The organism is Saccharopolyspora endophytica (assembly GCF_018070075.1).
Classification (GTDB): Bacteria; Actinomycetota; Actinomycetes; order Mycobacteriales; family Pseudonocardiaceae; genus Saccharopolyspora; species Saccharopolyspora endophytica.
Genome location: NZ_JAGPXE010000011.1, coordinates 35,164 through 54,249, shown reverse-complemented (window position 1 = coordinate 54,249; position 19,086 = coordinate 35,164). Strand labels below are relative to the sequence as shown.

Below are 19,086 nucleotides of genomic sequence, written 5' to 3'. Positions count from 1 at the left end.
CGATGAAGAAGCTCCTGATCGCCAATCGCGGTGAGATCGCGCTGCGTGTCGTGCGCACCGCCCGCGAGATGCGGGTCGGCACCGTCGCCCTGTACGCGGAGGACGACGCGGGCACGCCGCACGTGCACGCCGCCGACGAGGCGTTGCCGCTGGTCGGAGCCGGTCCGGCCGCCTACCTCGATCAGGCGGCGGTGCTCGCCGCAGCGTCGCGGTCCGGTGCCGACGCGGTGCACCCCGGGTACGGATTCCTCTCGGAGAACGCGGAATTCGCGCGAGCCTGCGCGGCGGCGAACGTCGCCTTCGCGGGACCGGACCCGGCGGTCCTGGAAACCCTGGGGGACAAGGTGTCGGCCCGCGCCGCCGCGGTGGCGGTCGGCGCACCCGTGCTGCCCGCCACCGCGGGTTCCGCCACGGCCGACGAGGTGCGCGCGTTCCTCGCCGAGAACCCGGGCGGCATCATGATCAAGGCGCTGGCCGGTGGCGGCGGTCGTGGCATGCGGGTGGTTCGCGACGCCGCCGCGGTGGGCGAGGCGTACCGGGCGTGCGCGGACGAGGCCGAGCTGGGCTTCGGGAACCGGGAGGTGTTCGCGGAGGCCCTGTTCGACGGTGCCCGGCACGTCGAGGTCCAAGTGGTCGCCGACGGCACGGCAGCCCTGGCGCTCGGTGACCGGGATTGCAGCCTGCAACGGCGGCACCAGAAGCTGCTGGAGATCGCCCCCGCGGCCGGGCTGGAGCCCGGGGTGCGTCGCGGTGCGCACGAGGTCGCGGCGCGGCTGTGCGCGAGCCTCGGCTACCGCGGCCTGGCGACGGTGGAGTTCCTGGTGCGGGGCGAGGAGTTCGCGTTCCTGGAGGTGAACCCCCGAATCCAGGTGGAGCACACCATCACCGAGGAGATCACCGGCGTGGACCTGGTGGCCGCGCAGCTCGCCCTCGCCGACGGAGCCGGGCTGCACGAGCTCGCGCTCCCGGACGGCGTGGTGGCCGACGCGTCCGGCGTGCGCGGCGAACCCACGACGACTGCCGGCACGGCGGTGCAGGCCCGGGTGAACCTGGAGACGATGACCGCCGACGGCGGCGCGACGCCGACCGCGGGCACGCTCACGACGTTCACCCCGCCCACCGGGCCGGGTGTCCGCGTGGACACCTTCGGTCTGCCGGGCCTGGTGGTGAGCCCGCGGTACGACTCCCTGCTGGCCAAGGTGATCGTGCGCGCGGGAACCCGCGCCACCGCCCTCGCCAAGCTCGACGCGGCCCTGGGCGAGTTCGCGATCGAGGGTGCGGCCACGAACATCCCCTTCCTGCGCGCCCTGCTCGCCGACGACGAGCTGCGCGCAGGTCCCGTGAGCACCGCGTTCCTGGCGGAGCACGTCGAACGACTGGTGGCCGGGGCGGGCTCCGGCACCGCCACGCCCTCATCCGGTACCGCGTTGGAAGTGCTCCCGGGGGAGGAGGTCGTGCGCGCTCCGATGGCGGGCACCGTCGTCTCGGCCGCCGCTGCAGGCGACGAGGTCCCCGCGCGCGGTCAGCTGGCGGTGCTGGAGGCCATGAAGATGGAGCACGTCCTGTCCGCCGATCACGCGGCGCGCGTGGTGCGCGCACTCGTGCCGCCGGGCCGCACGGTGGCACCCGGCGATCCGCTCGTGGTGTTCGCGCGGACCGACGAGGTGGAGGCCGAATCCGCCTTCGAGCTCGACCTGGACGCCTCCCGTCCGGACCTCGACGAGCTGCGCGAGCGGCAGGCCATCACCCAGGACTCGGCTCGTCCCGAAGCGGTGGCCAAGCGCCACCGGCTGGGTCGCCGGACCGCGCGCGAGAACATCGGCGACCTGGTGGATCCGGGCAGCTTCGTCGAGTACGGGTCGCTGGTCCTCGCGGCCCAGCGCAGCCGACGGTCCGAACAGGACCTGATCACCAACACCCCGGCCGACGGGCTGGTCGGAGGCGTCGCCACCATCGGCGCGCAGCGCTTCGGCCGGGCGGCGGCTGAGACCGTGGTGATCTCCTACGACTACACGGTGCTCGCCGGGACACAGGGCATGCGCAACCACGCCAAGACCGACCGGATCCTCTGCGTGGCCCGGGACCGGAAGGTGCCCGTGGTGCTGTTCGCCGAGGGCGGTGGTGGCCGACCCGGTGACACCGACGTGGATCTCGTTGCGGGACTGGACGTTCCGACGTTCCGCCTGCTGGGTTCGCTGCGCGGCGGTGCGCCGACGGTGGCGATCGTCTCCGGGCGCTGCTTCGCGGGGAACGCCGCCCTCGCCGGTGCCTGCGACGTCGTGATCGCCACCCCCGACGCGAACATCGGCATGGGCGGCCCCGCGATGATCTCCGGCGGTGGGCTGGGGGAGTACCGGCCCGAGGACATCGGCCCCATCGACGTGCAGCGCCGCAACGGCGTCGTGGACCTGGTCGCCAGGGACGACGAGCACGCCGTTGAGCTGGCGCGCCGGTACCTGTCGTACTTCCAGAGCCCGCTGTCCCCGGGAGAGGGCGTCGAGTGGGGGGCGCCCGATCCGCGCCTGGCCCGGCACGTGGTGCCCGAGAACCGGTTGCGCGCGTACGACGTTCGCAAGGCCATCGATGCCATCGTCGACGTGGGCTCGGTGCTGGAGCTGCGCCCGGACTACGGCGTGGGCATCGTGACGGCGTTGGTCCGGGTGGAGGGTGTCGCGCACGGCCTGGTGGCCAACAGCAGTCACCACCTGGGCGGCGCCATCGACGCCGAGGCCGCCGACAAGCTGGGCGACTTCCTGGCGCTCTGCGAATCGGGCGGGCTGCCGATCGTCTCCCTGTGCGACACACCGGGATTCATGGTCGGGCCGGAGGCGGAGAAGGACGCGACGGTGAAGCGCTTCGGCGAGCTGTTCGTGCTCGGCGCCCGGCTGACGGTGCCCTTCGGCGCGGTCGTGCTCCGCAAGGGCTACGGCCTGGGTGCGATGGCGATGACCGGTGGTTCGTTCCGGGCTCCGCAGTTCACCGTTGCGTGGCCGGCCGGTGAGATCGGCGGTATGGGTTTGGAGGGCTCGGTCCGGCTGGGCTACAGCAAGGAACTCGCGGCCGCACCCGACGAGGCCGCGCGCCGGCAGCTCTACGACGGCCTGGTGGCCGAGGCCTACGAGCGAGGGCGCGCGCTGCGCGCGGCCACCACCTTCGAGCTCGACGACGTCATCGACCCCGCCGACACCCGCCGCTGGATCAGCACGCTCCGACCCCGAGCCTGAACCTGAGAGGCGTTGCCCTCGCGATCCGCGCAACAGGCCGGTGACACCGACGTCCAGCTGATGGTCGTGCGCAACACCCGGTCGCCGTTGCACGCGGAACACCCCGGTCTTCGGGAAGATCGACTCCGACCTATTGAGACACCGCATGTATCAATCCCGCGGAAACATGTATTTCACCTCTGTGATTCAGCCGCTTACGGTTCGGTAGATCTCAGATTCCCGTGGTCTCAGCAACGTCTCCCCGTCTCACCGCGGTCAGGGACCGGGATCTCAGTGGAGATCGGGACCCGGATTTCCACTGAAATCCGGTCACTTCCAGCGTGGATTCGAGGGCAGTGCAATGAGCAACCCGCTGAGCGGAGCGTCGGACTCGCCGTCATCGGCCGCAGGACCCGAGACCGCGGAGAACTCCGCCCCCTCGGCCGCGGAGCAGAAGGGCGACGCTCTCGACCCCGGTGGGCAGCGCCGCTGGTGGCTCTTGGCCCTGGGGCCGGTGGCCGGCCTGGTGCTGGCTCTGGTCCTGCCGTCCTCGTTGTCCTTCGAGGGGCGCGCGGTGGCAGGGTGCGCGCTCTGGATGGCGATCTGGTGGATGACCGAGGCGGCGCCCATCCCGGTGACCTCGCTGCTGCCCCTGGTCCTGTTCCCGATGTTCGGCATGGGCAGCATGAAGGAGGTCGCAGCTCCCTACGCGGACTCGGTCGTCTTCCTCGTGATGGGCGGTGTCATCCTCGGTCTGGCCACGGAGAAGGCCAACCTGCACCTGCGGGTGGCGTTGCTGACGATCCGGGCCGTCGGAACCCGGCCCGCCCAGATCGTGTTCGGCCTGATGGCCGCGTCCGCCTTCATCTCGGCTTGGGTTTCCAACACGGCGACGGCCGTGATCATGGTGCCCATCGCGGTATCCATCCTGCAGCTGGTGCGATCGGTGGACGAGCAGGCCGCGGGCACGAAGTTCGCCGCGTCGATGCTGCTGGGCGTCGCCTACGGCGTGACGATCGGCTCCACCGCGACCCTGATCGGGCAGCCCCGATGGCCCTGATGAAGGCCTACCTCGGCAAGGCCCACGACTTCGACCTGCAGTTCGGCCACTGGATGCTGGTGGGCGTGCCGTGGGCCGTCGTCATGCTCGCCGTGGCCTGGCTCGTGCTGACCAAGCTGGTCTTCCGCGCGGAGGTCGACGAAATCCCCGGCGGTGCCGAGATGATCCGGTCCGAACTGGCGAAGCTCGGACGCATGACCACGCCGGAACGCCGCGTGGGCACGATCTTCCTGTTCGCGATCTTCTTCTGGGTCTTCGTGCCCTTCATCGCCGACATCCCGGCCGTGGACAAGGCCCTGCCGTTCCTCGGCACGATCTCCGACACCCAGGTCGCCATGGCCGCCGCCATCGCCTGCTTCCTGGTGCCCGCGGAGAAGCGCTCGGTGAACCGCGACGGCACGCCGCTCCTGCGCTGGTCCGCGGCCAAGGAGATCCCCTGGGGCCTGTTGCTGCTGTTCGGTGGCGGCTTGTCGCTGTCGGCGATGTTCACGGCCACCGGCTTCAGCGAGTGGCTCGGCGGGCAGGTCGGCGGGCTGGTCGGCGTGCCGTCCTGGCTGGTGCTGCTCGTTGTCGTCGTCGTCAGCCTCGCGCTGACCGAGCTCACGTCGAACACGGCCACCGCGGCCGCGTTCTTCCCGATCTTCGGTGCCGTGGCCGTGGGACTCGGCCTGGACCCGCTGTTCATGACCATCGCGGTGACCTTGGCGGTGTGCTCGGCCTACATGCTGCCGGTGGCGACCCCGTCGAACGCCGTGGCCTTCGGCTCCGGCGAGGTCTCCATCAAGCAGATGGCCCGCGCCGGCGTCTGGCTCAACGCGCTCTCCCTGCTGCTCATCATGCTGGTCATGTACACGCTGGTACCCCTGGTGTTCGCCTCCGCCCTCTGACGGCGGCGCGCGGGCCGGCACTTCCAGGGAGACACCGGTCTTCGGATCTGATCGCCGATCCCTGACGAACGCCGGGCAACTGCTGGCAACTCGTTGAGCGCACCCGGCGACCCGGCGATGGTGGATCGGCTCGAGCTGATCAGCCGCCGTCTGCGCCTGTGCTTTCGGGCACTGCTCCGACGGGCGGGCGTTCAGCTTCGCACGTTCAAAGGAGAACGCCAGATGAGCCTTTGGCCCAGGCGTCGGAGACGTCGAGGCGCTGTCGTCGCCGTGGCAATCCCCACCGTCTTCCTGTTCGCGGGGACGTCGGCGGCAGCGCCGCCGGGAACGCAGCCCGGTGAGGACGAACCGGTTGTCGAGGCCCGGGTGAAGAACGTGATCGAGGTCGGCGGAGACCGGTTCCGCGACCTGAACGGCAGCGGCGCGCTCGACGCGTACGAGGACTGGCGCCTGCCCGCTGAGGTGCGCGCCCAGGACCTGTCGGCCCGCATGACCGTCGAGGAGAAGGCGGGCATGATGCTGATCTCCTCGCACTACATGGGATCGAGCTCGCGCTGCGGCGACGGGGGCGGTCGAGAGCTCGTCTGCGAGCAGGACGAGTGGGACACCACCAACAGCTGGGACGGAAAGCCCTTCGACCAGCCGGTGCTGAGCTCGTCGGGGGCCACCGCGGGCATCGGTGAGCGCAACCTGCGGCACTTCATCGTCCGCGACAACCCCGAACCCGCCGACCTCGCGAAGTGGACGAACGCGTTGCAGGAGATCGCCGAGGGAACTCGTCTCGGGATCCCGGTGGTGATGACCTCCAATCCTCGAAATCACCTCTCCGGTGGCCGGTTCGGTGTCGCGGAGGCGAGCGGGAAGTTCTCGACGTGGCCTGGCGAGCTGGGCTTGGCGGCGACGCGCGACCCCGGTCTGGTCGAGGAGTTCGGTGGCATCGCGGCGAAGGAGTGGCGTGCGGCCGGGATCCACAAGGGCTACATGTACATGGCCGACACCGCCACCGAGCCCCGCTGGACCCGCGCGAGCGGCACCTTCGGCGAGCACCCCGAGCTCGCCGCCGACATGATCGGCGCGGTGGTGCGCGGTTTCCAGGGCGAGCGGCTCTCCTCGGAGAGCGTTTCGCTGACCACGAAGCACTTTCCCGGCGGCGGAGCGCGCAAGGACGGCCAGGACCCGCACTACTCCTGGGGACAGGACCAGTTCTACCCGACCGAGGGCAGTCTCGAGCGGTACCACCTGCCGCCGTTCCAAGCCGCGCTCGATGCCGGTACGACCTCGATCATGCCGTACTACTCCAAGCCCCGGAACGACGGCAGCGCGCAGCAGCTGCCGCGTCACCTGTGGTTCTCGCCGCAGCAGCAGTTCGAGGAGGTCGGGTTCGCCTACAACAAGCCCGTTCTGCAGGGACTGCTGCGCGACACGATGGGGTTCTCCGGATACGTCAACAGCGATACGAGCATCACCACCGCGATGCCGTGGGGCGTCGAGGACCTCAGCCGTCCGGAGCGGTTCGCCAAGGGCATCGACGCGGGCACGAACCTGTTCTCCGGGGAAGCCGATCCCAGCCATCTCCTGCAGGCGGTGCGCGACGGACTGGTCCGGGAGAGCGACCTGGACCGCTCGGTGAGGTTCCTGCTCCGGGAGATGTTCGACCTCGGCTTGTTCGAAGACCCCTACCGGGACCCGCAGCGGGCCCAGCAGATCGCTGACGATCCGAGGTCGCAGGCCAGGGCGGACGAGGCGCACCGCAAATCCGTCGTCCTGATGCGCAACGACCAGCGCACGCTCCCGATCACCGACGCCGAGGTCGGACAGGTGAAGCTCTACGTCGAGGTTTTCGCCAAGGACGGTGCGGCTGAGCAGAGCGCGGCTCTGGCCGAGAGGATCCAGGAGCACGACCCGTCGATCACCGTGGTCCCGCGTCCGGAAGAGGCCACGCACGCCTTCCTCGCGGTCGTGCCGAGCTTGGAACTTCGCGACGACTCCGGGGACGGGTTGTCGGTCGAGCTCGGTGAGCGCACGGGCATCGACGTGGCGCGGATCCAACAGATCCAGTCCCAGGTCGACAAGAACGTCGTGGGGATCAACATGACCAACCCGTGGCTGGTCGGCGCGGTCGAACCTGGTGCGGACGCGATGCTCGCGATGTTCGACGCCAAGCCCGAGGCGGTCGTCGACGTCATCCGGGGCGAGGTGAACCCGACCGGCACGTTGCCGGTCACGCTACCGGCGAGCCTGGAAGCGGTGAACCGCAACGCTCCGGACGTCCCCGGGTACGACGAACCGGGCTACGCCTACGTCAACGACGCGGGCAACGCCTACCGGTTCGGATTCGGCCTGTCCTACGAGCGCTGAGGGAACGGCGGCAGGCAAGCCGACGGGTCGGTCGCAACGCATCCGCGACCGGCCCGTCGAGGTAACCGACGGGAGATCGAAGGCAACTGGTGGCAACTCGTTGCCGAAGGGGTTGCGAAGTCAGGATGCTGCGGCCTGCGGTTCGAGGAGGACGCAACGACCACGCGCACGGCCGCAAGACGCCGCGGGAAGTGGACGTTCCTCCGCCGGGCCTGCGCACCGATCCGCGGCGGAAGTGGCTTCCGCACAACGATGTGACCGCCGGTGGAGAGCTGATCCCGCCGGCACAGGGAAGGAAGACCCGATATGCACCTGTTGGACTGGGTGGTCATAGCAGGATATTTCGTCGTGATGATCGCGATCGGTGTGTGGGCGCACCGCCAGGTCTCCAACGCCGCTGATTACTTCACCGCCGGCGGGAAGATGCCGTGGTGGCTGGCCGGCATCTCGCATCACATGTCCGGCTACAGCGCGGTGGTCTTCGTCGCCTACGCCGGGGTCGCCTACGACCAGGGGATCGTCTCCTACGTGGTGTTCATGTTCCCGCTCGCGGTCGCCACCGGCATCGGCGCGTTCCTGTTCGCACCGAAGTGGAACCGGCTGCGATCCCGCTACGACATCGCGTCCCCGCTGGAGTACCTGGCGGCCCGGTTCAACGTGCCCACCCAGCAGGTGCTGGCGTGGAGCGGGTCCCTGCTCAAGATCTTCGACGTGGCCGCGAAGTGGTCGGCGGTCGCACTGCTGCTGGACAAGTTCGTGGGCGTTCCCCTGGTGTGGGGCGTGATCATCACGGCGGGCGTGACCTTGCTGTACTGCACCGCGGGTGGTCTGTGGGCCGACGCGCTCACCGAACTCGGGCAGTTCGTGATCCAGGGCCTGGCCGCGTTCGCCATGCTCGTGGCCGTCGGATCCGCCTTGTCCGCCCGGGGTTTGAACTACCTGGACTTCTGGGGCGCGTTGCCCGAGGGGCACACCGACCCGACGACGAGCGAGTACCCGATGTACTTCGTCATCGTCTACATCCTCGTCAAGACCTTCGAGTACAACGGCGGCATGTGGAACCTCGCGCAGCGCTACCTCGCGACGCCGAGCTCCACCCAGGCGCGCAACACCGCTCTGCTGTCGAGCTTCCTGTACCTCGTGTGGCCCATCGTCCTGATGCTGCCGATGTTCGCCGCACCTCTGCTGGTGGAGGTCGAGAAGTCGCAGGACGTCTACGCCCAGATGGCCCTGGACTTCCTGCCTGCGGGGTTGCTGGGACTGGTGCTGGTGGGAGTCTTCTCGCACACCATGGCCATGGCCGCGTCCGACGCCAACGCCATCTCCGCGGTCATGACCCGCGACGTGCTGCCCAACGTCTGGAAGCGCGCCAAGAACTTCACCGACCAGCAGGCGTTGCGGACAGGACGCTACCTGACCGTGATCTTCGTGCTCCTGAGCGTGATCATCGCGATCAACGCGGAGAATCTGGGCGGCGTGCTCTCGATCATCGTGACCTGGGTGGGGGCGCTGATCGGACCGATCTCCATCCCGATGATGCTCGGCATGCTGCGCCCGTTCCGCCACGTCGGGCCGACCACGGCGCTGATCTCGTGGGGCGGCGGGCTCCTCTCCTACGCGCTGACCAAGTACGCGTGGCACCTCAACGACGCGATCACGGTGGTCACTCCCGTGCTCGTGTCGCTCGTGCTGTTCGTCGGCATCGGCGCCGTTCTCCGGGACGCGCCCGCGGCGGCCGAGGAGATCACGGAGAAGCTCGCGCGTGACGCGGACCCGGCGGAACCGTCGCGGGCCTGAGAGCCGACGGCCGGTTCCTCGTGACGAGTGCGGGTGGTGCCAGGGCCGGTGGCCCGGCAGCACCCGCACTCCGCTGTCACTACCGGCTCCGGATGTCCGGACCGAACCATTTGTCCGGTCCTTCCCGGTGTTCACGTGGACGTGGTCCACCAGACGGCGTCCGGGGCTAGAAACAGGGGCATGAACGTCAGATTCGTCGCACAGCGGGTGGTCGTCGCGGTCGGAGCGTCATTGGCGCTGGTGGCGGTGACCACCCCGGCGCACGGTGCGCCACCGGAACGGCATGGGTCGCTGCTGTACTTCCAGGACGCGCACGACGTGTCGCCGGTGCTGCAGGACGACGGCTGGCGCGGTGGCGTGGCCCGGGTTTCCTCGGTGCTGGACGCCCAGCGGGCCGAACACCAGGGATCGGCCGCGGTTTTCGGAGGCGATCTGGCGGGCGGCACGCTGTTCGGCGGTGTCTACCACGGCTTTCCCCTCGTCGAGGCGTTCAACCGGATGGGCGTGCAGGTGGCCAACTTCGGCCAGCACGATTTCGACTTCGGCGTCGCCAACACCGAGGAACTGGTCAAGGCGTCCGATTTCCCGTGGGTGTCGACCAACATCGTTCGCAGCGACGGCAAACCCTTCCTCCCGCAAGCGCGGACGCGCACCCAGCGCGTGGGCGACGTGAACGTGGGCTACATCGGGCTCACCGAGGACATGGGCAACACCACCACGGCCGGTACCTTGACCGATGTCGACCCCGTGCCGGCGGCGCAGGACGCGGTGCGCCGGCTCCAGGAGCAGGACGTCGACGTCATCGTGGCCGTCACCCAGATCAGTCGCGATGCCAACCAGCGGCTGCTCGACGAGGTGCCCGAGATCTCCGCGGCATTCCGCGAGGAGAACAGCTACGACAGCGCCTCCGAGATCACGGTCCGCCACGACGGCCGACTCGTGCTCGCCCCGGAGGGGAACATGGGTAGTGTCGTCCGCCTCGACATGACTGCCGGCAACGACGGGGTGCGCCTCGACCACGAGGTCCTCGACGTCGACGAGACGGTCGCGCCCGATCCGGCGATGCAGGAGTTCGAGGACTTCTACGTCGCCGACCTGGAGCGCAAGCTCGGCGAGCAGATCGCCACGACCACCGCCCCGCTGGACCGCGAGAACACCCGCTACCTGGCCGCCGACGCGTTCCGGGCGTGGGGAGCGGCCGATCTGGGCTGGATGAACAGCGGCGGCGCACGGGCGGACATCCCCGGGCCCGAGGTCCGGTTGCGTGACGCCTACTCGGTGCTGCCGTTCGGCAACCAGGTCTCGGTCATCGAGGTCACCGGAGCTCAGCTCGAGGAGGGCATCGAGCAGTCGGAGGGCGGTGATCAGGCCCGGCCGTCGGGCTTCACCTTCCACTACACCCCGAGCGCTCCAGCAGGCGCTCGCATCTCCGAGCTCCGCTTGGAGAGCGGCGAGCCGGTCGACCCGAACGCCACCTACTCGCTCGCGATCACGAACTTCAACGTCCAGCAAATCCCGGCCTTCGCCACCGCCGCGGTGCGCACACCTGCCGGAATCGTCGACGCCGAGGCCCTGGTCGCCCTGATCAAGGCCAGAGCCACGCTGTCGCCGGTGACCGAACCTCGTGTGGTGATCAACGGCTGACACGAGACCGCGCGGGAACACCGGGGGAGACGGGCGGCCCGAGGGGCACTTCCGGGCGGGGTGAATCGTTGGTACGGGTGTGAAGCCTAACCGGGAAACACGTGGGAGTTGGTCATGAGCGCCGTCGGGACTTTGCTGGGGTACGCCTTGACGGCGTTCCTGTTGGTGCTGGTCGCGCGGCTGGTGCTGGACTGGGCGCGGGCGGCTGCCGAGGGGCCGCACTGGGTGAGGCGGGCTCGGGCGCTGACCCACACCGCCACCGAGCCGGTGATCGCGCCGGTGCGACGGGTGCTGCGGCCGGTGCGGGCCGGCGAGATCTCGATCGACCTCGCGTTCACGGCCGTGTTCGTCGTCGTGCTGATCCTGCGTTCCGTCGCCTTCAACCTGTAGCCGCGGGGACCTGGGGCCGCTGCGCCGGTGATCCGGACCGGGGGATTCCGCCTGCCGTAACGGTGTGAGCAAGTTTCCTCGCCCCACCTGTTCGAGCGCCTAGCCTCCCGACGGGTGCCGGGCCGCGTTCGCGGTGCGCCACTCGTCGGTCGAGGTCGTCCCGGTGCGGGAAGGGTGGTCTCAGGATGCCAGTGCGCAGGTCGAGAAGGCTCGCTGCGGTGGGCGCAGCGGCGATCGCGGGGGTGATGGTGCCGGCGGTGCCGCCGGCGCAGGCGTCGGGTGTGCCGTACCCGGATGCGGAGTGGAGCGAGGCGTGGATCTCGTCCCCGTCGAGCGCGGGCGAGGCGACGCTGCACGCGGACGTCCTGCGGCCCAAGGGCGCCAAGCCCACCGACAAGACGCCGGTGATCGTCTCGATCGGGCCGTACTTCAACCACTCCGGTCAGACCGGTCCCGCCGGTGCGGTCGAAGGCACGCCGTACGACCCGATCGGGCCCAACGACGGCCCTTCGGAGCGGTTCCAGGACTTCGTCGAGGGTTCCGGGCTGCTGGAGAAGGGCTACACGTTCGTCATGGTGGACCTGCGCGGCTTCGGCGGCTCCACCGGCTGTCTGGACTGGTCCGGGCCGGGGGAGAAGGCGGACGTGGTCAACGCCGTGCAGTGGGCGGCGAGCCAGCCGTGGTCGACGGGCCGGGTCGGCATGTACGGCAAGTCCTACGACGGGTTGACCGGGCTGATCGGGGTCAACGAACGGCCTCCGGGTCTGGCCGCGGTGGTCAGCCAGGAACCGGTGTACGACGACTACCGGTACCTCTACGGCGACGGGATGCGCCGGCTGAACTCGGTCGCCACGCCCGCCCTCTACGACGGCATCGCCGCCACACCGGGTCCGATCACCGACGCTCCTCAGTACAACCTCCAGAGCCTCAACGATCCGGTCTGCCTCGCCCAGAACTTCGCGCAGCAGGCGGGGAACGACCGGCACGACTCGGCGTTCTGGCAGGAGCGCAACCTGATCCCCGGTGCCGTGGGCTCGAACGTGCCGCTGTTCCTCACCCAGGGCCTGACCGAGAACAACACGGTCGCCGACGGGATGCAGGAGTACCTGGACAACCACCCGGGTTACGAGCGGAGCTGGCTGGGCCCGTGGGAGCACGTGCGCGGCAACGACGTCGACGAGGCAGGTCGCCTCAAGATGGGCCGTCAGGGCTGGTTCGAGGAGGTCATGCGCTTCTACGACCGCTTCCTCAAGGACCAGGCGCCGACCGTCCCGGACCCGCCGCACGCGGTGCAGACCAACGACGGGGTGTGGCGTTCGGAGGCCCGCTGGCCTGCGGCGGACATGCGCGAGTTCCGGACTCCGTTGAACAGCGGCACCTACGTCGACCACGCCCAATCCGTTTCGACCGCGGCGAACTCCTCGTCCGGTCAGCCCTCCGACCCGGCCGTGACCTCGGGCGTGTGGACCGTGTCGAACCCGCTGCCGCACGACGTGCACCTCTCGGGCTCGCCGGCGGCCTCGGTCGACGTGACGACGTCGATGCCCAACGCCAACGTGGTGGTCGACGTCTACGACCTCGGCCCGGACGGCACCGGCCCGCTGATCACGCGCCAGGGCCACCTGGTGCGGGAGCCCGGTGAGTCGACCGTCCCGCTGCGCCTCTGGGGTGCCGACTGGAAGCTGCCTGCCGGTCACCGCATCGGCGTGCGCGTCACCGACAACAACCAGGACTGGTGGCCCATGGCCGCACCCAGCGGCCAGACCGTGACGGTCCGCGGCGGCTCGGTGGACCTGCCGTTCCTCGAACACCGCCGGACGATGACGGTCCAGGGCGCCCCGGGCGTGCAGCTCGCCGGGTACCTCGAACAGCAGCGGGCCGCCGCCCCGGCCGATGCTGTGGGTGGAGCCGTCGACTTCACCCTCCCGGGACCGCTGGCGGATCCGCCGCCGGACTCGGTGTTCACCGGCGGCTACGTCGAACCGGTCGGCGGGAACTGACCGCAGGAAGACGACGGCGGGGCGACTCGAACTTCGAGTCGCCCCGCCGCCGTTCTCGCCCCGGAACCGAAGCCCGGGGCACCGGTTCACTTGGTCAGTTCACGCTCGTCGTCTTGCGCCGCAGCCTGTTCGGTCTCGGTGCGCTCGGACAGCAGCGCCTTGGCCGAGGCTTCGGGAGTGGCGAGGACCTCGCGCGCCTGCGCCGGGTCCAGGGCACCGTCCCACTTGGACACGATGAACGTGGCCACGCAGTTGCCGAGGAGGTTGGTGACCACGCGCATCGTGTCCATGATCCGGTCGGCACCGAGGATCAGCGCGACGGCCGCGACCGGGATCACGCCCACGGCCGAGGCGGTCGCCGACAGGGCGATGAACGCCGAGCCCGGCACGCCCGCCATGCCCTTGGAGGTGAGGATGAGCACGAGGATCACGGTGATCTGCTGCCCGATGGTGAGCTCCACTCCCACGGCCTGGGCCATGAACAGCGTCGCCAGCGACAGGTAGATCGACGCGCCGTCGAGGTTGAACGAGTAGCCGGTGGGCACGACGAGGCCGACGGCCTCCTTCCGGCATCCGGCGCGTTCCAGCTTCTCCATCATGCGCGGCATCACGCACTCGCTGGACGCCGTGCCGATGGCCAGCGCGAACTCCTCCCGCGCGAACCGCACGAACCGGATCAGGCTCAGTCCGGTGAACACGCGCATGAGCACGCCGAGCACGATGATGAACAGCGCCGCCGCGCCGTAGCAGGCGGCGATGAGCTTGGCGTAGGTCGACAGCGAGGACAGGCCGTACTGGCCGATCAGGTAGGCCATCGAGCCGAAGACGGCGATCGGTGCCAGCCGCATCACGTAACCGATGATCTTGAAGATGATCTCGCCGGCCTGCTCGATGAAGTGGAACACCTGCGGGGCCCGGTCGATGCCCACGTGCAGCAGTCCTGCGGCGAACAGCACGGCCAGCAGCAGGACCTGCAGCAGCTCGTTGTCGGCGAAGGCTCCGACGGCGCTCTCGGGGATCATGTGCAGCACGAAGTCGGCGGCCCCGGGCATCTGCTCGCCCTCGGTCTTGGCCTCCACGCCGGAGGTGTCGAGGGTGCTGGGGTCGACGTTGAGGCCCGCGCCGGGCTGGACGACGTTGCCCGCGATGAGGCCGAGCGCGAGCGCGGCCGTGGTGACGATTTCGAAGTAGATCAGGGCCTTGAGCCCGATGCGCCCCACCGAGCGCATGTCGCCGGCCTTGGCGATGCCGACGACCACCACGCAGAAGATCAGCGGGGCGATGACCATCTTGATCAGGCGGATGAACCCGTCACCGACCGGCTTCAGCGATTCGCCGAAACCCGGCCAGAGGTGGCCGACGAGGACGCCGAGGACGGCGGCGATGAGGACCTGGACGAACAGGGATGACAGAACGCTTCGAACCGGACTTCGCGCTCCTTGCGCTGACGCAGCAGACACGATCCCTCTTTCGTGATGTGGAAATATACTTTCAGAAGGGTGATCTGAAGTGTGAGTCCCGCCGTCACCCGCGTCAAGAATCGTTTCCTGAACGAAAGCGCCCATTTTCTCAACAAAATGTTGAAATGACCCTGCTTCTACGGCGACCTCGGTTGGTCGGCGCTGGCGGTGTGCCGGGCTCGGCGTCGACCCCTCGGAAGCCTGGAACAACATCGTCCGTCTAACCCAAGGCGTTGGCGAAATGCCTTCGTATGACACGTCGTCGCTTGATCAGCGCTTCAATGCACTGATGCGTCAGTCCATTTGATCGCGACATGGCCAGAGCCCGAGTCGAAGGGGCTGCAGCCGCCGGAGAAGACCGGCACCGTGTCGGCGTTCTTGAACGTGCGCGTGGCCGACATCGCCGCGTTCTACGCGCAGGCGCGGGAGAAGGGCGCCGAGTTCCTCACCGAGCCGATCGACCGCAAAGCCGAGATCCGCTGCTACATGCGTGATCCCGACGGCTACCTCATCGAGGTCGGCCAGGCCACAGGCATGCTCGAAGGGATCTTCGCCGACCCTCCGGCCGGGTCAGGTTCCTAGCCGGCCGCGCGTCAGCTCGCTGAGCCTGCGCACCGCTTCCCGCAGCGGGTGAGGCTCATGTCCAGTTCGGCGGCGAGTTCGTGCTGGGCCGGCCGGGATCCGGGCAGCAGCGCTCCGGAGAGGCTCCGCTCGTGGAGCTCGACGTAGGCGACGTCGCCTTGCTGGATCGTCGGGATCGATCGCATCCTCAACGAGGGGCGCGTGTTCATCAACGTCCTCGGCAACGCCGTCGCCGCCATCGTCATCGGCAAGTGGGAGAAGGACTTCGACGCCGACAGGGCCAACTCGGTCTTGCGCGCCGGAGCGGCCGAGCTCGAACGGATCGAAGCCGAGCACGACGCGGCCGAGAACCGCGCCGTCGCCCACCAGCCGCAGAGCTGACTCGGAGGTTCGCCGGCGTGTGAACGCACACCGGCGGACCTCCCGTCAGTGCGCGTCCGCGTGGAAGCGTCGGCGGTACTGCGAGGGGGAGACCTTGAACGCGGCCGAGAAGTTCTGGCGCATCGTCACGGCGCTGCCGAACCCGCAGTCCTCGGCGATCTGATCGACGGAGCGGTCGCTGGACTCCAGCAGTCGGCGGGCCTCGTCGAGTCGGCGTGCGCGGACCCACCCGGCCGGGGTCGTTCCGGTCGCCGAGCGGAACGCGCGGACGAACGTCCGGGTGCTCATGTGGGCGGTGGCGGCCAGTCGCTCGACGGGCAGCGGTTCGGCCAGGCGCTGCTCGGCCCACTCCATCGCGCGGGAGATCGCGTCGTCCTCCGAGCGCGGGGGCATCGGGCGCTCGATGTACTGGGCCTGGCCGCCCTCCCGGTGCGGTGCGATGACCAGGCTGCGCGCGACCTTGTTGGCCGCCGTCGCGCCGAGGCGCGAGCGGACCAGGTGCAGGCACGCGTCGAGTCCTGAGGCGGTGCCCGCGGAGGTGAGGACGTCGCCGTGGTCGATGTAGAGCACGGAGTCGTCGAGGTCGAGTTCGGGGTGCCGCTGGCTCAGGAGCTCGAAGGCCTGCCAGTGGGTGACGGCCGCGCGTCCGTCGAGCAGGCCGGCGTCGACGACGGGGATCGCGCCCAGGCAGAGCCCGACGACCGTCGCGCCGCTGCCGTGCGCGCTGGTCAGCGCCGTGCGCACGGCGGTGCTGGCGGGCCGTCCGTCGATGAACCACGACGGGATCACCAGGACGTCGGCCTCGCGAGCGTCCGCGATCCCGGAGATGCCCCCGATGCGGTAGCCCTCGGCGGTGCGGACGGTGCCCGGGCGATCGCTGAACAGGAACGTCTCCCACGCCCCCAAGCCCTGCCGGGTGACCTCGTCGAAGACCATCTGGGGCACGGCGAGGTGGAACATCGTGACGTCGTTGAACGCGTAGATCCCGACGCGCATCCGTCCTCCTCTCATCGTGGCGCGAATCCATCGTACATCGTCATTCACGCCACTCGTCGCGTCGCGAGAACGCGGGCACGATGGGTGTCGAGGCGCCACAGCGGCGCATCGGCGACCACCAAGGAGAACCTCGTGAACAGCCCTCGACGCGCGCTCGTCGTCATCGACGTCCAGCAGGTCTACTTCGACGGCCCGTTGGAGATCCAGCACCCGCCGCACTCGGAGTCCCTGCCCCGCGTCGCGCGGGCGATCGATGCCGCCAACGCCGCCGGGATCCCCGTCATCGCGGTCCAGCACACCATGGGCGAGGAAGCGCCCCTGTTCAACCCGACCCAGCCGGACTTCCAGCTCCACCCGGAGATCGCCGGCCGTCGCACCGACGGCTGGAAGCAGGTCGTGAAGGACCGCAGCTCGATCTACTCCGGCACGGACGTCGCCGACTGGTTGCGCGAGCAGGGCGTCGACACCGTGACCCTGGTCGGCTACATGACCAACAACTGCGTGCTCGCCTCCGCGGTCGAGGCCGAAGGCCTGGGCTTCGCCACCGAGGTGCTCGAGGACGCGACCGGTGCGATCAACCTCGCCAACGACGCCGGTGTCGCCGACGCCAAGACGGTGCACGCGACGCTGATGACGCTGCTCAACTCGAACTGGGCGGCCGTCGCGTCGACGGAGGCGTGGACCCGGGCCGTCGAGGCGCAGCAGCCCCTGCCGAAGAGCGACCTGGGCAGCTCGGCCATCGAGGGCGCCCGGCAGGCCACCGCCGCCTGAACCCCCACACCCGCCGCGTCCGGCTCGGCCGCCGAGCCGGACGCGGTGGGCTGCTCGGCCCACGAATGAACAACCCGCTGTGAGAATTGAGGAAGCTCGTGATCCCCGCGTCGCCTTCGGGCACCGCACCCTTCGCCCTCTCCGTGCTCGACAACGCCCACACCGCCGTCGGTCAGACCGCCGAGGAAGCCCTCTGCGAGGTCATCGCGCTGGCCCAGCTGGCGGAACGGCGGGGTTATCAACGGTTCTGGATGTCCGAGCACCACGCGATGCCGGGCGCGGCGACGTCCTCGCCGCAGCTGATGCTGGCGCGCCTGACCGGTGAGACCGACCGGATCCGGCTGGGTGCGGGCGGGATCATGCTGCCCAACCACCCGCCGCTGGTGATCGCCGAGCAGTTCGGGATGCTGGGCGCGCTCGCCCCGGGGCGGATCGACCTGGGGCTCGGGCGCGCACCCGGCACGGACATCGCGACCGCCTCGGCGCTGCGCCGTCACCAGGACGCCAACGACGGGTTCCCGCAGCAGGTGCTGGAGCTGCTCGGGTTCCTCGGCGACGACTTCCCGGACGGCCACCCCTACCAGGAGATCCACGCGGTCCCAGGGCCGTGGCAGGACGACCAGAACCGCGTGCCGCGCGCCGGGAACGCGCCCGACACCTGGATTCTCGGCTCGTCACCGTACTCTGCTCGCCTCGCGGGTCGGCTCGGCCGCCCGTACGCCTTCGCCCTGCAGTTCGGCGAGTCCGATGTGGAATCGGCCCTGCGGTTGTACCGGGAGAACTTCCACCCCTCGGAGGTCCTCGCCGAGCCGTACAGCCTCGTCAGCGTCGGCGCGGTCGCGCACGACGACCCCGCGGAGGCCCGGCGCCAGGCGGCGACCTCGGCCATGGCCATGTTGCGGATGTTCCAGCGCAAGCCCTACAGCCTGCTCCCGCCGGAGGAGGTCGAGGCCTACCCCGCGAGCCCGCAGGAGCAGCAGGTCCTCGAGACCTACGTCGACCACTACCTCCACGGCACCGGCTCGGAGGTGGCAGCGGGCCTCGAACGACTCCACGCCCGCACCGGCGTCGACGAGGTGATGCTCGTGGTCATGGGCCACTCCCGCCAGGTCCAGGCGCGCACGGTGGAACTGCTCGCCGACCACTACGGCCTGCCCTCGCACTGAGCCGACCGATCGTCCGCGGTTCCGCGCGCCCGGTCTCCGCGACGCCGTCGTCACGTCGATCGGATACCCCCAGGGGTAAGGTAGGGTGAGGGGAGCGAAAGGAGATGGTGGTCGTGGAGATGAAGCCTGAGATGGTGGGGGATGCGCTGACCCGGTTGCGCCGGGCGCGCGGTCAGCTCAACGGCGTGATCGAGGCCATGGAGGAGGGGCGCGACTGCGCTGAGGTGCTCACCCAGCTCGCGGCTGTTTCGCGTGCGCTGGACCGTGCCGGCTTCAAGGTGGTGGCCAGCGGGATGCGCTACTGCCAGCAGGCGCGCGACGACGGGGACGAGCCGCCCATGACGGAGCAGGAGCTCGAGCGGTTGTTCTTGGCGCTCGCCTGAGCTCGCCC

The 19,086-nt window shown here is 69.6% G+C and carries 15 protein-coding genes and 1 pseudogene; 13 read left to right on the top strand and 3 right to left on the bottom strand.

Annotated features, from left to right (window positions below; translation table 11 throughout):
• Positions 1–2 precede the first annotated feature (2 nt).
• The 8 genes from KBO27_RS23680 (at position 3) to KBO27_RS23650 (ending at position 13,339) form a co-directional block, all read left to right on the top strand.
• Positions 3–3,224 (top strand): acetyl-CoA carboxylase family protein, encoded by a 3,222-nt coding sequence (locus KBO27_RS23680; RefSeq protein ID WP_210972241.1) that lies wholly within the window; start codon positions 3–5, stop codon positions 3,222–3,224.
• A gap of 340 nt (positions 3,225–3,564) precedes the next feature.
• Entirely contained in the window at positions 3,565–4,263 is a 699-nt protein-coding gene (locus tag KBO27_RS34840; protein ID WP_372448873.1) for an SLC13 family permease, read from the top strand.
• Positions 4,254–5,150: an SLC13 family permease gene (locus tag KBO27_RS34835; protein WP_372448872.1), complete on the top strand. Its 897-nt coding sequence runs from the start codon at positions 4,254–4,256 to the stop codon at positions 5,148–5,150. Before KBO27_RS34840 ends, KBO27_RS34835 begins: the two co-directional genes overlap by 10 nt.
• Positions 5,151–5,420: 270 nt before the next feature.
• The gene (locus tag KBO27_RS23670; protein WP_210972090.1) at positions 5,421–7,508 is read left to right on the top strand and encodes a glycoside hydrolase family 3 protein; all 2,088 of its coding nucleotides are present in this window, start codon (positions 5,421–5,423) and stop codon (positions 7,506–7,508) included.
• Between the two features lie 351 nt (positions 7,509–7,859).
• A complete protein-coding gene (locus KBO27_RS23665) occupies positions 7,860–9,305 on the top strand; it encodes a sodium:solute symporter family protein (RefSeq protein WP_246537897.1) in 1,446 nt (481 codons plus the stop codon).
• A 180-nt stretch (positions 9,306–9,485) separates the two neighbouring features.
• The gene (locus tag KBO27_RS23660; protein ID WP_210972088.1) at positions 9,486–10,949 is read left to right on the top strand and encodes a bifunctional metallophosphatase/5'-nucleotidase; all 1,464 of its coding nucleotides are present in this window, start codon (positions 9,486–9,488) and stop codon (positions 10,947–10,949) included.
• Between the two features lie 114 nt (positions 10,950–11,063).
• Positions 11,064–11,339 carry a YggT family protein gene (locus KBO27_RS23655; protein ID WP_132678301.1) on the top strand — a complete coding sequence of 92 codons (276 nt, stop codon included), beginning with the start codon at positions 11,064–11,066 and terminating at the stop codon, positions 11,337–11,339.
• Positions 11,340–11,557: 218 nt separating this feature from the next.
• Positions 11,558–13,339: a CocE/NonD family hydrolase gene (locus tag KBO27_RS23650; RefSeq protein ID WP_210972087.1), complete on the top strand. Its 1,782-nt coding sequence runs from the start codon at positions 11,558–11,560 to the stop codon at positions 13,337–13,339.
• Between the two features lie 86 nt (positions 13,340–13,425).
• Here KBO27_RS23650 and dctA read toward each other — a convergent pair whose 3' ends face one another.
• Positions 13,426–14,799, bottom strand: a complete 1,374-nt coding sequence (gene dctA, locus KBO27_RS23645) for a C4-dicarboxylate transporter DctA (protein ID WP_307870574.1) — start codon at positions 14,797–14,799, stop codon at positions 13,426–13,428.
• Positions 14,800–15,090: 291 nt separating this feature from the next.
• On the opposite strand from dctA, the pseudogene KBO27_RS23640 reads away from it, so the two are divergent.
• Positions 15,091–15,381, top strand: a pseudogene (locus KBO27_RS23640) (VOC family protein); the annotation flags it as partial.
• An 11-nt stretch (positions 15,382–15,392) separates the two neighbouring features.
• Here the strand turns inward: KBO27_RS23640 and KBO27_RS23635 are convergent.
• Positions 15,393–15,566 (bottom strand): hypothetical protein, encoded by a 174-nt coding sequence (locus KBO27_RS23635; protein ID WP_210972085.1) that lies wholly within the window; start codon positions 15,564–15,566, stop codon positions 15,393–15,395.
• 16 nt (positions 15,567–15,582) lie between these two features.
• On the opposite strand from KBO27_RS23635, the gene KBO27_RS23630 reads away from it, so the two are divergent.
• On the top strand, positions 15,583–15,762 hold the full coding sequence (locus KBO27_RS23630; protein ID WP_210972084.1) for a hypothetical protein: 180 nt from the start codon (positions 15,583–15,585) through the stop codon (positions 15,760–15,762).
• A 45-nt stretch (positions 15,763–15,807) separates the two neighbouring features.
• Here KBO27_RS23630 and KBO27_RS23625 read toward each other — a convergent pair whose 3' ends face one another.
• Positions 15,808–16,758 carry a GlxA family transcriptional regulator gene (locus KBO27_RS23625; protein ID WP_210972083.1) on the bottom strand — a complete coding sequence of 317 codons (951 nt, stop codon included), beginning with the start codon at positions 16,756–16,758 and terminating at the stop codon, positions 15,808–15,810.
• 132 nt (positions 16,759–16,890) lie between these two features.
• Between KBO27_RS23625 and KBO27_RS23620 the strand changes: the two genes are divergently transcribed.
• From KBO27_RS23620 to KBO27_RS23610, 3 genes are all read left to right on the top strand, one after another.
• Positions 16,891–17,529, top strand: coding sequence for an isochorismatase family protein (locus KBO27_RS23620; RefSeq protein ID WP_210972082.1), 639 nt, complete (start codon positions 16,891–16,893; stop codon positions 17,527–17,529).
• A 98-nt stretch (positions 17,530–17,627) separates the two neighbouring features.
• Positions 17,628–18,695, top strand: coding sequence for an LLM class flavin-dependent oxidoreductase (locus KBO27_RS23615; protein ID WP_210972081.1), 1,068 nt, complete (start codon positions 17,628–17,630; stop codon positions 18,693–18,695).
• Between the two features lie 113 nt (positions 18,696–18,808).
• Positions 18,809–19,078, top strand: coding sequence for a metal-sensitive transcriptional regulator (locus tag KBO27_RS23610; RefSeq protein WP_443706189.1), 270 nt, complete (start codon positions 18,809–18,811; stop codon positions 19,076–19,078).
• The last annotated feature ends 8 nt before the right edge of the window (positions 19,079–19,086 follow it).

Coding starts and splice junctions, on each gene's coding strand:
- KBO27_RS23680 (WP_210972241.1), top strand. CDS start 3: ATGAAGAAGCTCCTGATCGCCAATCGCGGTGAGATCGCGCTGCGTGTC.
- KBO27_RS23665 (WP_246537897.1), top strand. CDS start 7,860: ATGATCGCGATCGGTGTGTGGGCGCACCGCCAGGTCTCCAACGCCGCT.
- KBO27_RS34835 (WP_372448872.1), top strand. CDS start 4,254: ATGGCCCTGATGAAGGCCTACCTCGGCAAGGCCCACGACTTCGACCTG.
- KBO27_RS23655 (WP_132678301.1), top strand. CDS start 11,064: ATGAGCGCCGTCGGGACTTTGCTGGGGTACGCCTTGACGGCGTTCCTG.
- KBO27_RS23625 (WP_210972083.1), bottom strand. CDS start 16,758: ATGCGCGTCGGGATCTACGCGTTCAACGACGTCACGATGTTCCACCTC.
- KBO27_RS34840 (WP_372448873.1), top strand. CDS start 3,565: ATGAGCAACCCGCTGAGCGGAGCGTCGGACTCGCCGTCATCGGCCGCA.
- KBO27_RS23635 (WP_210972085.1), bottom strand. CDS start 15,566: ATGCGATCGATCCCGACGATCCAGCAAGGCGACGTCGCCTACGTCGAG.
- KBO27_RS23660 (WP_210972088.1), top strand. CDS start 9,486: ATGAACGTCAGATTCGTCGCACAGCGGGTGGTCGTCGCGGTCGGAGCG.